Genomic DNA, 13,453 nt, shown 5'->3' on the forward strand with positions numbered 1-13,453 from the left:
AGTCACTTCCGTTCCCAGGTAAGGAAACCCATCGCGTTGCCGGTGCCGGCTTCCGTTCGGTAGCACGGCTCGTAGTCCACGCTCGTCACCGCGAGCCCCGCCTCGTCGGCGATGCCGGCGACCGCGATCCAGTTGCGCAGTTCCGACGCGCCGGAGCGCATCTCGGCGGCCGGAACGGACGAGAGGTAGCCGGCGTCCTGGTCCCGCAGGGCTTGGAGGAACTCCTGGTCCAGCTTCTCGTCGATCACGAAGTGGCTGAGCCCGCCCGAAGCGACCACGCCGACGCGCAGGTCGCCGGGGAACGACCGGATCGCCCGGCCGACCGCGCGCCCGAAGTCGTAGCAGCGTTTGGCGCCCGGCGGATTCGGCTCCCAGAACGTGTTGATGAAGATCGGCACCATCGGCAACGTCGATTCCTGACCGAGGAACCGCTGGTAGATGAACCCGAAGCCGTGCGGAATCGTGTGGTTCTCGTACCGTCCGGCGGGGATGACCTCGGTGGCGCCAGTGTCGAAGTCGTCGGCCTGCGTGGACTGGATGATGTGCTTGCCGAGCGCGCGGTGGGTGGGCCGCATGATCGTGCGGTCCGGGACGTCGCCGGCCGCGGCCTCGGCCAGGCCCGGGGCCATCGCGTCGAGCTGCGCGCGGGTGAACGGCACGTGCGCGACCTCGTCGCCCCAGAACACCGAGAACGGAGCGAGCCATTCGTCGCCGTAGGTTTCCTTGTGGTCGCTGGAAACGATGACGAGGACGTCGACCTCCTGGGCGCGCAGGAAGTCCGCGAGCCGGTCCATCGACCGCTGGCAGCTTTCCCACCGGCGCGCCATCACCTCGGGGGCGATCTCGTTCGAGAAGTCCTCCCGCAGCTCGCGCAGTTCCTCGTAGGTGTAGGTCTCGCCGCGGAACTTCAGCGCTTTGCTGGCGCGGTCCGCCGTGCCTCTGGTATCCCAGGCGTGCGGTGGTGGCGCCTTCAGCTGCGGTCCGTGCGAGGTGCCGATCCCGGCGACGATCTCGGTCATGACCTTCCCCTCAGAGCCGGAAGAGCGCGCGGGCGTTGTTCTCGAGGACGTCGGCGCGCTCCTTTTCGCCGAGCCAGGCGATGTCGTCGATGAGCAGATGGATGTCGTCGAACCAACGGCCAGTGTCCGGGTCGAGCTGCGAGCCGGTGCCCGGTTTCTCCGAGCCGAACAGCACCCGGTCGGTGCCGACGACCTTCATCAGCAGCTCCAGGCTGTCCCGCGTGTACAGGCACGAGTCGAAGTGCAGCCGGCGCAGTTTGTCCAGATAGGACACTCCGGTGCGCACCACCGACGGCAGGAACCGGCCGACCTGGTACGGAATCGCGCCGCCGCCGTGCGAGACGATCACCTTGAGCTCCGGGAAATCCTTCAGCACGGTCGAGTTGACGAGGCTCCACACCGCGATGGTTTCTTCCTGGATGAAGTGCAGGCTGTACGGCTCGCGCGCGGGCGGCTTGCATCCGGCCGCGTGCAGCAGCACCGGCACGTCGAGTTCGCACAGCACCTCGTACACCGGGTACCAGTACCGGTCGCCGAGAGCGAGCGGGGTTTCCGTGCCCTCGTGCGGATCGGTGTTGAGCATCGCGCCGACGAAGCCGAGTTCGGTGACCGCGCGGCGCAGTTCGGCGGTCCAGTCCCGCGGCGTCAGGTCCGGGCTCTGCGGGAGTCCGGCGACGCCCTTGAACCGGCCGGGGAACAGTTCGGTCGCGCGGTGGATGAGGTTGTTGGTCTCCTCGGTGAACCACTGCACGAGCTTGGCCGGACGTTCGCTGTGCATCATCTGGAACGGGCGGGGCGAGATCATCTGCAGGTCGATCCCGGCGCCGTCGAGGTGCGCCAGATGGGAGATGTCGCCGAAGCTCGGGTGCGGATGGCGGTACGCGGCGGCGAGCGCGTCGTCGCTGATGGCCGGGGATTTGCCGCCGTGCGCGCCGCGGTGGGACAGCAGCGAGGCTTTCCAGGCGTAGTAGGCGTCCGGCGCGGACATGTGGCCGTGGACGTCGATGATCACGGGATGCTCCTTGCGGTCTCAGCCGAGCGGCTTGCTGATGAGTTCGTCGACGCGCGCGTCCGTCGCCGACGTGTCGTAGAAGCGCAGCAGCCGGGTGCGGCCCGCGCCGGGGTCGCCGCGGTGCAGGTACTCGTACAGTTCCTGGCGCATCCCGAAACTCGAGCCGGCGAGTTCCCAGCCGAGGCGGAACAGCCGCGCCTTCTCCGCCGCTCCGATGTCGTGGCCGCGCATGTAGAGGTCCAGGAACGGGCGCAGCTCCGGGTTCGCCAGGTCGGCTTCGGTCGGCTGCATGATGAGGCCGGAAGCGGCGACCTGGCGCAAGATCTGAACCATCCGCGCTGAGATGTCAGCCGACCAGAAGCCGACGCCGTTGGTATTGCCCGGCGCGAGGTGCCCGCCCGGCGTCACGACCGCGTCGGCCTCGGCGCCCTTGATCGCCAGTTCGAGCGTCTGGACGTAGGAGATGAGTTCGCCGAGCTGTTCCTGGATGCCCCGGAACGTGTCCACGCCGATGGAGTGCGCGAGCTTCTTCGCGACCGAGGTGAAGAACTTCATCCGGGCGAGGAAGCGGATGTGCGTGCTCTGCAGGCTCCAGACGTTGATCCGGCCGAGGCCCTTGAGCGCGCGCAGGGAGTCGCCGAGCAGGAAGATCCGTTCGCGCGGCAGGAAAACGTCGTCGAAGAACAGCATCGCGTCCTGCTCGTCGTACCGGTTGCCGAGCGGATGCGAGTGGCCGCTCTCCGGCGCGCCGAGCGGTTCGCGCAGCAGGATCTTCAGGCCCGGCGCGTTCATCGGCAGCGCGAACCAGATGACGAAGTCCTCCGCGCCGCGCGCCGCGGTGACGCCGTTGAGATATACCAGCACCTCGTGCGAGAACGGCGCGAGCGTGGCGAGTTGCTTCGCGCCGCGCAGGACGACGCCGTCCTCGCGCTCCTCGACGACCCGCAGGGCGAGGTCCGGGTCGTCGAGCGGGCTGGCGCTGCGGTCGATCTGCGGGTCGCCGAGCGCGTGGGTCAGGACGAGGTCGTGCTCCATCGCGAACCGGCGGTAATCGCGCGCGTTCCGGCCGAACCCTTCGCGGTTCTGTTCGAGTTCGTCGGCGTAATCCGCGAGTCCCGCGACCACATTCGACATGAAGTCGGGCGAACGGCCGAGCTGCCCGAGGCTTTCCCGCATCCACCATTCCGACGCGGCGAATTTGGCGCGCAATTCCTCCGGGGTCTTCGGCAGCGAAAACGCGTAGCTGACCTCGTTGCCGGTCTCCTCGGACTTGAACAGGGTCGCCGCCCGCCCCTCGGGGGTGGCGAACCGCAGGTCCAGCAGCCGGGCGAACTCGTCGACGGTCGGCTTGAGCGCGGGGTGTTCCGCGACGTTCCCGATCCGCTTGCCGTCGAGCCAGACCTCGCGGCCGTCGTCGAGGCTCTTTTTGTACTGCTCGCCGGTCAGCGCCCCGGTGGCACCGGAAATGTCCATGTACTCCGACTCCTTTGTCTGTGACGGGCCCGCACCGGGCGACGATTCGAAGCTACGGAAATCGCCGCGCCGGCGAATCGGTCCGCTGCGGGAATCTCCGCCGCGGGCGTCCGACACCGTGTAGGAAAGTCCGACGCGGTGTCGGAAACGCTCAGGACTGGACGGTCGGAACCGTCACCCACTGCCAGTAGGTGAACTCGTCCAGGTTCCAGTGCCCGCCGTGCCGTCCGCCGTTGCCGGACGCGCCGAGACCGCCCATCGGGATGTGCGCCGCGTCGTAGATGGTCTGGCCGTTGAGCGCGACCATCCCGGCGCGCAACCGGGACGCGAAGCCGAGGGCACGCGCGACGTCGCGGCTGTGGATCGCCGCGGACAGGCCGTATTCGGTCGCGTTGGCGAGTTCGAGTGCTTCTTCTTCGGTCGAGAAGCGGGTTACCGGCGCGACCGGGCCGAAGATCTCACTGCGGAAAGCTGCGTTGTCAGCTGTTACGCCGTCCAGGACAGTGGGTTGGTAGAACGCGCCGTCGTGCGTGGCCCCGTGCACGACCCGCGCGCCGTCGGCGACCGCGGCCTCGACGATGCCGTGCACCCGCTCGGCCTGCGCGGTCGTGATCAGCGGGCCGAGCGTTGTCCCGGGTGTCTTCGGGTCGCCGAGCCGCAGTTTCTCCGCCGCTGCTGTGAGCCGTGCGACATATTCGTCGGCGATGCTTTCGTGCACGAGATGCCGTCCGGTGGCCATGCAGATCTGGCCTTGGTGCCGGAAAGTCCCGGCGGCGCCACCGGCCGCGGCGCGGTCGAGATCCGCGTCGGCCAGCACGATGAACGCGTTGTTGCCGCCGAGTTCGAGCACTACCCGCTTGAGCAGGCCGCCCGCGATCTCGCCGACCCGGCGCCCCGCGGCGGACGAGCCGGTGAACGAGATCGCGTTCGTGTGCGGCGAACGCACCACCGCCTCGCCGGTCGCCGCACCGCCCGGGAGGACGTGCAGCACGCCGTCGGGCAGACCGGCTTGCTCGAAGATGTGCGCGAGCACCGCGCCGCCGGAGAAAGCGGTCTTCACGTCCGGTTTGACCAGCACCGCGTTGCCCAGCGCGAGTGCCGGGGCGACCGAGCGCACGGCGAGCATGAGCGGCGCGTTCCAGGGTGCGATCACCCCGACGACGCCGACCGGGATCCGCCGGGCCAGACCCAGCGTCGCCGGGTCTTCCACCGGGAGAAGGTCGCCCTGCGACATCGTGACCAGCCCGGCCGCGGCGATCAGTTCGTCGATCGCTTTGTCGACCTCGTGCTTCGCCTTCGCGGGCAGCGAACCGCTTTCGCGGACGAGGACGTCCTCGACGTCGGTGCGGATGTCGCGCAACGCGTCCGCGGCTCGCGTAAGGACGTCGGCCCGGGTCCGGTACGACGCTCGGCTCCATCCGGCCTGCGCCTGTGCGGCGCGGGCTCCGGCCCGTTCGACGTCGTGCTGGTCAGCGAGGCCGGCCAGGCCCACTTTCCCGCCGTCGCCCGGGGAGACGACCGGTTCCGTGCCTCCCCCTCCGGTACGCCAACCGCCGGAGTAGAGATGCCCGTCTGCCTCGCTGAGATCCCACCGGGCCATCGTCGTCGCCTGCCAATCCTGGTGCGGGTGCGGAGATCGCCGCGATGCTAGGTCGGCGCGAGCCCTCGCTTCATCGCCTCGGCGACGCAAATCCCGCGCCCGCGACCCGACACGGTGTCGGAATCAGACGGTCGGAATCACTGCCACAGCTGGTCATTCACGCGGACCTCGATCAGCCGCGGGCCGTCCTCCGGGCCGGGGTCCTCGGCGAGTGCGGCCCGCAGCCCGTCGGCGTCGTCGACCGTCAACGCCTTGATGCCGAACGCTTGCGCCAACGTTGATATCTCAACGCCACTGATGTCCGTGAGCGGATACTCCGCCCGCTCGCCTCCGCTCTTCCGCAGACCGGCGACGACGGCTTGGTACTTCCCGTTGTTCACCACGAGATATGTCACCGGCAGCCGGTGGCGTACCACGGTCCAGAACGCGGGCACCCCGAACTGGACCACGCCGTCGCCGACCACCGCGAGCACCCGCTCGCGCCGCGCCATCGCAACGCCTGCCGCGGCGCCCATTCCCCAGCCAAGGGAACCGCTTGCCGTGGCGAACAGCGAATCCGCCCGCGTGCGCTGGAGAAAACGCAGCAACGGCAGGGTCGAGGTGACCGCGTCGAGGACCAGCAGACGCTTGCCGCCGATGACGTCCGCAACGGTGCGCATCGCCACCGCGGCACTGAACTCCCCGTCCACCGGGACTTCGGCCTCCCAGCGGGAGCGTCGGTCCTCGCTGTCCTTGCGCACTCGGGCAAGCCACTCGCTCCGCGAAGGCGCGCACTCCGGGCGAACCCCTTCGGCTAGTCCGCGAAGCACCGCCGCGGTGTCGCCGACGACAGCTCCGGCTGGGACATAGCGGCGGCCGGGCTCGGCAGCGTCCTCGGAGAGATGCAGGATCGGGACGCCGGGCGGGAGCGCCGCGACCTCGGCCGAGAACTCCAACGGCGTCGGCATGCCCGCGAGCACCAGCAAGTCGGCTTCGGCCAGCAACGGCGCGCGGGGCTCGAACAGTCCGGCGTAGAGCGGATGATCCGTGCGGAACGACCAGCGTTCGAGGTCGCGCCGGGACTCCACGAACACCGGCGCGCCGAGCCGTTCCGCCAGCCGGGCCAAGTCCGCCTCGGCTCGGCGGCGGGCGACGTCCGACCCCGCGACCACGACCGGCCGCCGTGCCGCGTCGAGCAGCGCGCTCGCGTGCCGAACCGCCTCCGCCGCCGGACCTTGCCGGGCGCCCCAGCGGACCGGAGGCGCGACCCCGGGTTCCGCGACCAGATGGTCCTGCGGGATCGCGAGAATCGCCGGTTGCTCCGGAACGACCGTGGTATGCCACAGCGTCCGGCTGAGATCTTCCAGCAGGTCCTCGGCGCGGAGGTTCTGCCAGGCGTGGCCGACGTACGGTGCGGCCGTTTCGAGCAGACGCGGCGAAGTCGTCAACGCGCGGTGCGGAAGCGTCGCAGTTCCCTTGATTCCTGCGAGGATCGCGACGCTGCTGCGCGCGACCTGCGCCGCGTACAGATGCGCCAAACCATTCGCGACCCCGACGTTCGTGTGCAGGTACGCAACGCCGATCCGGCCGGAGGCGCGCGCGTAGCCGTCGGCCATCGACACCGAGATCGCCTCATGGGTGGTCAGCACGAACTCGGGTGCGCCCCGGCTGGTCATCAGAGCTTCCAGCACTGGTATCTCACTGGTGCCGGGACAGCAGAAAACGTGCTCGACTCCCCACTGCGCCAAGGTTTCCAGCAACCGCGCGGCAGCCGTCATGTCGTCTCCTCACCGCCTCGACGGCCCCGCACGTTACGCAGCACGGCGGGCCGGACGCTCCGACGCGGTGCCGGAAGAAACCTGGCGAACTGTGCGACACGGTGTCGAGATCGGAGTAGGTTGCGGTCTCGGCACCCGGCGAAAGACGAGGCGGCACAATGACTTCTGCCCGGCACGACGGAGACACCTGGGACCTGGCGTCCAGTGTCGGCGCGACCGCGACGATGGCCGCGGCGGCGCGGGCGATCGCGACCCGCGAGGACGGCACGCTGTTCTCCGACCGGTTCGCCGAACCGCTCGTCCAGGCGGTCGGCGTCGACCTGCTCGCCAAACTGGCGTCCGGGGAGACCGCGTCGGGCACCCTCGTCGGGCAGGTCTGGGTCGACGCGGCCAAGATCCGCGGCAAGTTCTACGACGAGTTCTTCCTCGACGCGGCCGCCGCGGGCATTGCCCAGGCCGTGATCCTGGCGTCCGGTTTGGACTCCCGCTCCTACCGGCTGCCCTGGCCGGACGGAACCGTCGTGTACGAGATCGACCAGGAACCGGTGGTCGAGTTCAAGGCCCGCACCCTGGCCGAACTGGGCGCCGAACCCACCGCCGACCGGCGGCCGGTCGCCGTCGACCTGCGCGAAGACTGGCCCGCCGCCCTGCGTGCCGCCGGTTTCGACCCGGCGCGGCCGACCGCGTGGAGCGCCGAGGGCCTGCTGGGATATCTGCCGCCCGAAGCGCAAGATCGATTGCTGGACACCATCACCGAACTCAGCGCGCCGGGCAGCCGCGTCGCCACCGAAAACCGGCCCAACCCGCGCCCCGGCGAAGAGGACAAGACGAAGGAACGCCTGGACCGCATCTCTGCGCAATGGCGCGGCGAGGGTTTCGACACCGACATGACGAGGCTGCGCTACTTCGGCGAGCGCAACGAAGCGGCTCCCTATCTGGAGGGGCTCGGCTGGGCGGTGCGAGGAAGCACGGTCCGGGAACTGCTCGCGGCCAACGGCCTGCCTCCGCTGCGGGACGACGATCTGCGCGTGGGCGACCTGCGGTACATCAGCGGCGTATTGGCGTAGCGCATCGCCCGTGGCCGAGCCATCACACCTGGTCACGCATGCTGCGTAGCCGAATTGTGATGGTCCTCACGGGCCATACCGACGGTTTGCTCCCGTATCGCGCGAATCCCGAGCACAGCCAACGATCCCGAGAAGTTTTCCGGTTCGAGCGCCGACCGGGCAGGTCAACGGGAGATAACGGTTTCATGGAGATCCGTGCGTTCCGAGCGAGGATCTGCGTGTGCTCGCCCCCGCCGACCAGGTCCGTTTCGCCTTCGAGCCGCTGTACAGCCTCTACAGCGGCTCGGCTGTCGCAGTCGAAGCGGTCGGGCATCCGGCGGCCGGCTGGGTCCAGGATCTCCTCGACGCGGCGGGCGACCACGCCCAGCTGATCGAAGCCGACCTCGACCTCGCGGCGCGCGCGGCCGCGGCGGTCGGGCCAACCGCCGCCGGGGTATCGCTGCACCTCAACCTGAGCGCCAGCACCGCCGGCGCGCCCGCCGAACGGTTCATCCCGCTGCTCCAGACCTTGGAACGCACGGGCCGCCGTCCCGCCGACGTCGTCCTGGAAGTCACCGCGCCGCTCGCCGCCCCGAATCCGGGAACCCTGCTGCGGGGCCTGCACCGGCTCCGCGACCTCGGCTTCCGCCTGGCCTTCGACCGGCTCGGCGCGGCGGGCCTGCCGATGAACCTGCTGGCCGAAGCGCCGATCGAGATGATCAAACTGGACCGCGCGACGCTGCGCCGGCTCCCGGCGAACGCGGCGACCGTCGCGCTTGTCGAGGCGCTGGTCCAGTTCGCCGCGCAAACCGACCTGCGGCTCGTCGCGACGGGGATCGAGAACGACGCGGAACTCGACGTCGCAAGGCGCTCCGGAATCCGGCTGGTGCAAGGGAATCTGTTCGCCACCGCCGCCCCGGAGCGGGTGCTGCCCACCGCCGAACGCGGCGACCAGCCGGGCACCATGGTGGTCTCGCCCTCCGCCGGGCTGCGGATCCCCGAGTTCCTCCGCCAGGCGAAAACCCTGCCGGACGACGCGACGTGCGACGACGTCCACGCGATCCTGTCCGCCGAGCACGCGCCGAAGGCCATCGTCGGGCTCGACCAGCAGGCGCGTCCACAGTGGACGATCGACCGGATGCGGTTCCTGCTCGCGGTGACCGGCCGGTACGGGCACGCGCTGTACTCCGGGAAACCCGCCGCGAAACTGGCCGGCCCGCCGCGGCTGGTCCGGATCGACACCGGCACCCGCGAACTGCTCGAACTCATCGCCGACGGCGGGGCCGAGCACAGCGGCGACGACCTCGTGGTGACCGACGCGTCCGGCCGGTACCAGGGCGTGGTGCGGCCGAACGAGGTGATGCGCCGGATGGCCGCGGTGAAGGTCGAGGCCGCGGTCGCGCTCAACCCGCTCACCCGGCTGCCCGGCAGCGACGCGATCGCCCAGGACGTCGCCCGCCGCGCCGGCGCCGGACGGCCGTTTGTCGTGGCCTGGCTGGACATCGATCATTTCAAGCGGCTCAACGACACCGCCGGGTTCGCCGCGGGCGACGACCTGATCCGCGCCATCGGCCGAGCCCTGACCGACCACGCCCGGCGACTCGGCGACGTCACGGTCGGCCACGTAGGCGGCGACGATTTCCTGGTCGTGTGCGGGGTCGAGGACATCACGTCCCTCGCCGACGCGGTCCTCGGCCACGACTGGTCCGCCGACGGGGTGCCGGTCACGCTCTCCCTGGCGAGCCTGGTCCAGACCGGTTCCGGGTCGTACCGGGAAAGCGCGCGGTTGCTGGCGCCGCTGAAGAAGCAGGCGAAGGGGATCCGCGGATCGAGCTGGGTCAACAGCTGGCCGGGGGCCGGGCGGGCGCAGATTCTCCGTGGCGGCAAGGAGCTGAACGGGCGCGCTCCGATGTTGCTTTCCCAGCAATAGCTGAGCCTGGCGCACTCGCTTCCGCGTCGGCAATCCACCGGGTCGGCCAGCAACGCGTGTGCCCGGGTCGGAGCCGTTTCGCCGGGCCGAGTTGATTGACCAGCACCGCGCGGCCGACCAGCTCCGCGGCATCAGCAATCCGGCAACCCCTCCGCAGCCAGCAACCCATGCATCCGCCCGACCCCGTGGCCCGTTTCACCGGATCGAACCGGTCGACCAGCACCGTGCGGCCGACCAGCTCCGCGGCATCAGCAATCCGGCAATTCCTCCGCAGCCAGCAACCCATGCACCCGCCCGACCCGGGCCCGTTTCGCCGGGTCCAACTGGTCGACCACCACCGCGCAACCGACCAGCTCCGTGCCCGCCCCGGTCACCAAATCGCGTACGGCCAGCGCCTGGCTGCCCGTCTCGATCCAGTCGTCCACCAGCAGCACCCGGTCGCCGGGCGAGAGCGCCGACCGCTGCATCCGGAGGACGTGCCGGAAACCCCGGTAGTCCGGGTCCGTTTCGCGGGTCAGCTTCTCGCCGGGGAACAGCCCGGCGGCCTTCCGGACCGCGGCGAATCCGACGCCCAGTTCCAGCGCGACGGCCCCGCCGAGCAGGAAACCCCGCGATTCGATCCCGCACACCGCGGTCACGCCCGCGTCCCGGAACGGCTCGGCCAGCGCCTTGACCACCTCGGCGAACGCCGCGCCGTCCCGGAAAACCGGCCAGAGATCGGCGTGTCCGTCGGCCCAGCGGAACCGCTCCAGCAGAAGTGCGCGTGTCATGCGGTGATCCTCGCCGGTCACCGGGCGGTCCGGCCAGGCGTTTTCCGATCACCTCGCGAGCCGGGCGCGCGCCTCCTCGGTCTGCGGCGCGAACAGGTTCACCAGGTTGCCGTCCGGGTCGCGGAACAGCAGCGAACGGTTGCCCCACGGCATCGTCGTGGGTTCCTGCACGACCTCGGCGAGCAGCGGGCGGAGCCGCGCGAACTCGTGGTCCACGTCCTCGACCAGGAATTCCAGGATGACGGTCCGGTTCTCCTCCGGCACCGCCGCACCCGCGCTGAACAGCGCCATCGTCTCGGCGCTGCCGATCGCCAGCGTCGCCGTCGCGCCGACGAACTCGGCGAACTGCTTCGCCGGCCGGCTCGCCACGAGGCCGGTGACCTGCTCGTAGAAGGACGTCAGACGGTCGACGTCGCTGGTGATGATTCGGACGGAAGTCAACTGCACGGCCAGGTTCCTCTCTCGTTGCCTGGTGGCCACGCTAGGAGCAATAGTGGACAGGATCCGCCCGGTATTGCGAGAATTCTCCGCATGACCCGGCCGATCGCCCGCGTGCTGGCGCTGCTGGAGATCCTCCAGAGCGGCGGCACCCGGACCGTCGCCGAACTCGCCGAGCGACTGGACGTGGACGAACGCACCGTCCGCCGGTATGTCGAACACCTGCTTGACCTGGACATTCCGGTCCGCTCCGTGCGCGGGCGCTACGGCGGGTACCGGCTCGCGCCGGGCTACCGGATGCCGCCGCTGATGCTCACCGACGAGGAAGCTCTCGCGGTCCTGCTCGGACTGGTCGCGGGACGGCGTGCCGGGCTGGTCACCACGTCGGTCGCGGCCGCGGAAAGCGCGGTCGCGAAGGTCCGCCGGGTGCTGCCCGAGGCGCTGGGCCGTCGGCTCGACGCGTTGCTGCAGGTCGCCGACTTCACCGCACCCGCCCGCACATCGCTCACCGCCGAGGCGGAGGTACTTCTCGCAGTCGCCGAGGCAGCGCGCGACCAGCGTCCGGTCAAGCTCGCCTACACCGCGGCGCACGGCCGAGGCAGCGAACGCGTCGTCGAGCCGTACGGTGTCGTGGCACATTCCGGCCGTTGGTATCTCACCGGCTTCGACTCAAGTGCCGGACAGGTGCGCACGTTCCGCGTCGACCGGATCGAGCGGGCCGAACCGCAGGCCGGAACCTTCAGCGCCCCAACGGATTTCGACCCGACCCACCAGGTGCTCACCGGCATCGCCCAAGCACCGCACCGGCACGACGTAGCAGTGCGGATCCGCGCGACCGCCGAGGAGATCCGCGCGGTGTTCCCGCCGTCCATCGCCATCCTCGAAGCGGACGACCCGTGGACCCGCGCACGCATCCGAGCCGAACGCCTCGACTGGATCCCGCCTCGGCTCGCCGCCCTCGACCGGGCGTTCGTGATCGAGCAACCGGACGCGCTCCAAGACCAGATGCGCGCGTTCGCCGACCGGCTGGCCGGTTACGCCCGGGCCGGCTCGGGCGCGGCTTCCGGAAGCGCACCCGCCTCGACGAGTTGAGCCCGCACCGGTTACGCCGGCTCGGATTCCAGTGCGACGTCCAGCAACGCACCCAGCTCATTGAGCTGCGCCGCCGAAAGCCCGCTGAACGACTTCTTCACCACGACGTCCACGAGTTCCTGCCCCGTCGCCCGCAGCTCCGCGCCCTTCTCCGTCAGCCGGTGCCGCACCGCCCGGCCCGGTCCGGGCACGCGCTCGATCAGGCCGCGATCGACCATCCGCGCGGCCAGCGTCCCGAAGGACTGGTCGGTCTGGAAGGTCAGCACGGCGAGGTCGTGCAGCGACGCCTCCGGGTGATTGTCCAAGTGCCGCAACGTATCCCACTGCACCAGCGACAGCCCCAACGGCTGCAATGCCTGGCTCAGCGCGCGGTGGTGGCGATGCTGCAGGCGCTTGACGGCCAGTGCGACGTCGGCGTGGCGGTACTTCATGGCCGGGAGCCTACCCCGTTCCAAGACAGGTTGCTTATCTCAACATCCTTATCTAAGGTTCCTGATATGACTTCCTCCCAGACCCTCCAGTTCCGCTCGGCCGGACCGGTCGAGATCACCGTCCAAGACCACGACCGCACCCGGACCTTCCTGCTGCTGCACGGCGGAGGCGGCGTCGCGACGATGGCCGGTTTCGCCGACCTGCTCGCCGAACGCACCCGCTCGCGCGTCCTGCTGCCCACCCATCCCGGCTTCAACGGCACGCCGAAAGCCGCCGAACTCACCGACGTCCCCGCACTGGCCAAGGCGTACGTCGCACTGCTCGACCACCTCGACCTCTCGGACGTCACCGTGGTCGGCAACTCCTTCGGCGGCTGGCTGGCCGCGGAAATCGCGCTGCTGCACAGCCCGCGGGTCAGCCGCGCGGTGGTCGTCGACGGGATCGGCATCGAGGTCGACGGGCATCCGCTGGCCGACGTCCGCGGCAAAACCGTCGCGGAAATCCAGCAGTTCTCGTTCCACGACCCGGCCAAGGCGCCGACCCCGCCAGCAGGCAGCAGCGGTCCGAGCCCGGACGTCCTGGCCCTCGTGAGCTACACCGGCCCGGCGATGACCGACCCGACGCTTGCCGAACGCCTGAGCACAACGCAGATCCCCGTGCACGTCCTGTGGGGCGAGAGCGACCGCATCGCCGACCCGCGGTACGGCGAGGCCTACGCCGCCGCCATCCCGGGCGCGACGTTCACCGTGCTTCCCCGCACCGGACATCTGCCGCAGGTCGAAACTCCGCAGCAACTGCTCGACGCACTGCTCGCCCTCGACGCATAACCAGCTCGCCCAGCCAAGCGCTTCACCCACCAGCCGCCACCGACCACATCGGACGAC

Annotated in this window: 12 protein-coding genes; 4 read left to right on the forward strand and 8 right to left on the reverse strand. The window is 70.0% G+C overall.

The window, feature by feature from the left end; translation table 11 throughout:
* Window positions 1-2 precede the first annotated feature (2 nt).
* From CU254_RS29280 to CU254_RS29300, 5 genes are all read right to left on the reverse strand, one after another.
* The gene (locus CU254_RS29280; protein WP_009081888.1) at window positions 3-1,019 is read right to left on the reverse strand and encodes a hypothetical protein; all 1,017 of its coding nucleotides are present in this window, start codon (window positions 1,017-1,019) and stop codon (window positions 3-5) included.
* 10 nt (window positions 1,020-1,029) lie between these two features.
* Window positions 1,030-2,031, reverse strand: coding sequence for an amidohydrolase family protein (locus tag CU254_RS29285; protein ID WP_009081890.1), 1,002 nt, complete (start codon window positions 2,029-2,031; stop codon window positions 1,030-1,032).
* 18 nt (window positions 2,032-2,049) lie between these two features.
* Window positions 2,050-3,504 (reverse strand): 4-hydroxyphenylacetate 3-hydroxylase family protein, encoded by a 1,455-nt coding sequence (locus CU254_RS29290; RefSeq protein ID WP_009081891.1) that lies wholly within the window; start codon window positions 3,502-3,504, stop codon window positions 2,050-2,052.
* A gap of 151 nt (window positions 3,505-3,655) precedes the next feature.
* Window positions 3,656-5,104, reverse strand: coding sequence for an aldehyde dehydrogenase family protein (locus tag CU254_RS29295; protein ID WP_009081893.1), 1,449 nt, complete (start codon window positions 5,102-5,104; stop codon window positions 3,656-3,658).
* Window positions 5,105-5,241: 137 nt separating this feature from the next.
* Window positions 5,242-6,861 carry a thiamine pyrophosphate-binding protein gene (locus CU254_RS29300; protein WP_009081895.1) on the reverse strand — a complete coding sequence of 540 codons (1,620 nt, stop codon included), beginning with the start codon at window positions 6,859-6,861 and terminating at the stop codon, window positions 5,242-5,244.
* A gap of 158 nt (window positions 6,862-7,019) precedes the next feature.
* Here CU254_RS29300 and CU254_RS29305 point away from each other — a divergent pair, with 158 nt between their 5' ends.
* Window positions 7,020-7,928: an SAM-dependent methyltransferase gene (locus tag CU254_RS29305; protein WP_009081897.1), complete on the forward strand. Its 909-nt coding sequence runs from the start codon at window positions 7,020-7,022 to the stop codon at window positions 7,926-7,928.
* A 220-nt stretch (window positions 7,929-8,148) separates the two neighbouring features.
* Window positions 8,149-9,837 (forward strand): bifunctional diguanylate cyclase/phosphodiesterase, encoded by a 1,689-nt coding sequence (locus tag CU254_RS29310; protein ID WP_037715181.1) that lies wholly within the window; start codon window positions 8,149-8,151, stop codon window positions 9,835-9,837.
* Window positions 9,838-10,085: 248 nt separating this feature from the next.
* Here the strand turns inward: CU254_RS29310 and CU254_RS29315 are convergent, their stop codons facing one another.
* On the reverse strand, window positions 10,086-10,607 hold the full coding sequence (locus tag CU254_RS29315) for a phosphoribosyltransferase family protein (RefSeq protein ID WP_037715183.1): 522 nt from the start codon (window positions 10,605-10,607) through the stop codon (window positions 10,086-10,088).
* A 48-nt stretch (window positions 10,608-10,655) separates the two neighbouring features.
* Window positions 10,656-11,054 (reverse strand): VOC family protein, encoded by a 399-nt coding sequence (locus tag CU254_RS29320; protein WP_009081903.1) that lies wholly within the window; start codon window positions 11,052-11,054, stop codon window positions 10,656-10,658.
* Window positions 11,055-11,138: 84 nt separating this feature from the next.
* Between CU254_RS29320 and CU254_RS29325 the strand changes: the two genes are divergently transcribed.
* Complete coding sequence (locus CU254_RS29325; protein WP_009081904.1) at window positions 11,139-12,137, forward strand: YafY family protein; 999 nt, start codon at window positions 11,139-11,141, stop codon at window positions 12,135-12,137.
* A gap of 11 nt (window positions 12,138-12,148) precedes the next feature.
* On the opposite strand, the gene CU254_RS29330 is transcribed toward CU254_RS29325, so the two are convergent.
* Entirely contained in the window at window positions 12,149-12,568 is a 420-nt protein-coding gene (locus CU254_RS29330) for a MarR family winged helix-turn-helix transcriptional regulator (RefSeq protein ID WP_009081906.1), read from the reverse strand.
* Between the two features lie 66 nt (window positions 12,569-12,634).
* Between CU254_RS29330 and CU254_RS29335 the strand changes: the two genes are divergently transcribed.
* Entirely contained in the window at window positions 12,635-13,396 is a 762-nt protein-coding gene (locus CU254_RS29335; RefSeq protein ID WP_037715186.1) for an alpha/beta fold hydrolase, read from the forward strand.
* Window positions 13,397-13,453: the final 57 nt, after the last annotated feature.

This window comes from Amycolatopsis sp. AA4, from assembly GCF_002796545.1.
GTDB lineage: Bacteria > Actinomycetota > Actinomycetes > Mycobacteriales > Pseudonocardiaceae > Amycolatopsis.

Coding starts and splice junctions, on each gene's coding strand:
- CU254_RS29280 (WP_009081888.1), bottom strand. CDS start 1,019: ATGACCGAGATCGTCGCCGGGATCGGCACCTCGCACGGACCGCAGCTG.
- CU254_RS29295 (WP_009081893.1), bottom strand. CDS start 5,104: ATGGCCCGGTGGGATCTCAGCGAGGCAGACGGGCATCTCTACTCCGGC.
- CU254_RS29330 (WP_009081906.1), bottom strand. CDS start 12,568: ATGAAGTACCGCCACGCCGACGTCGCACTGGCCGTCAAGCGCCTGCAG.
- CU254_RS29325 (WP_009081904.1), top strand. CDS start 11,139: ATGACCCGGCCGATCGCCCGCGTGCTGGCGCTGCTGGAGATCCTCCAG.
- CU254_RS29335 (WP_037715186.1), top strand. CDS start 12,635: ATGACTTCCTCCCAGACCCTCCAGTTCCGCTCGGCCGGACCGGTCGAG.
- CU254_RS29290 (WP_009081891.1), bottom strand. CDS start 3,504: ATGGACATTTCCGGTGCCACCGGGGCGCTGACCGGCGAGCAGTACAAA.
- CU254_RS29315 (WP_037715183.1), bottom strand. CDS start 10,607: ATGACACGCGCACTTCTGCTGGAGCGGTTCCGCTGGGCCGACGGACAC.
- CU254_RS29300 (WP_009081895.1), bottom strand. CDS start 6,861: ATGACGGCTGCCGCGCGGTTGCTGGAAACCTTGGCGCAGTGGGGAGTC.
- CU254_RS29305 (WP_009081897.1), top strand. CDS start 7,020: ATGACTTCTGCCCGGCACGACGGAGACACCTGGGACCTGGCGTCCAGT.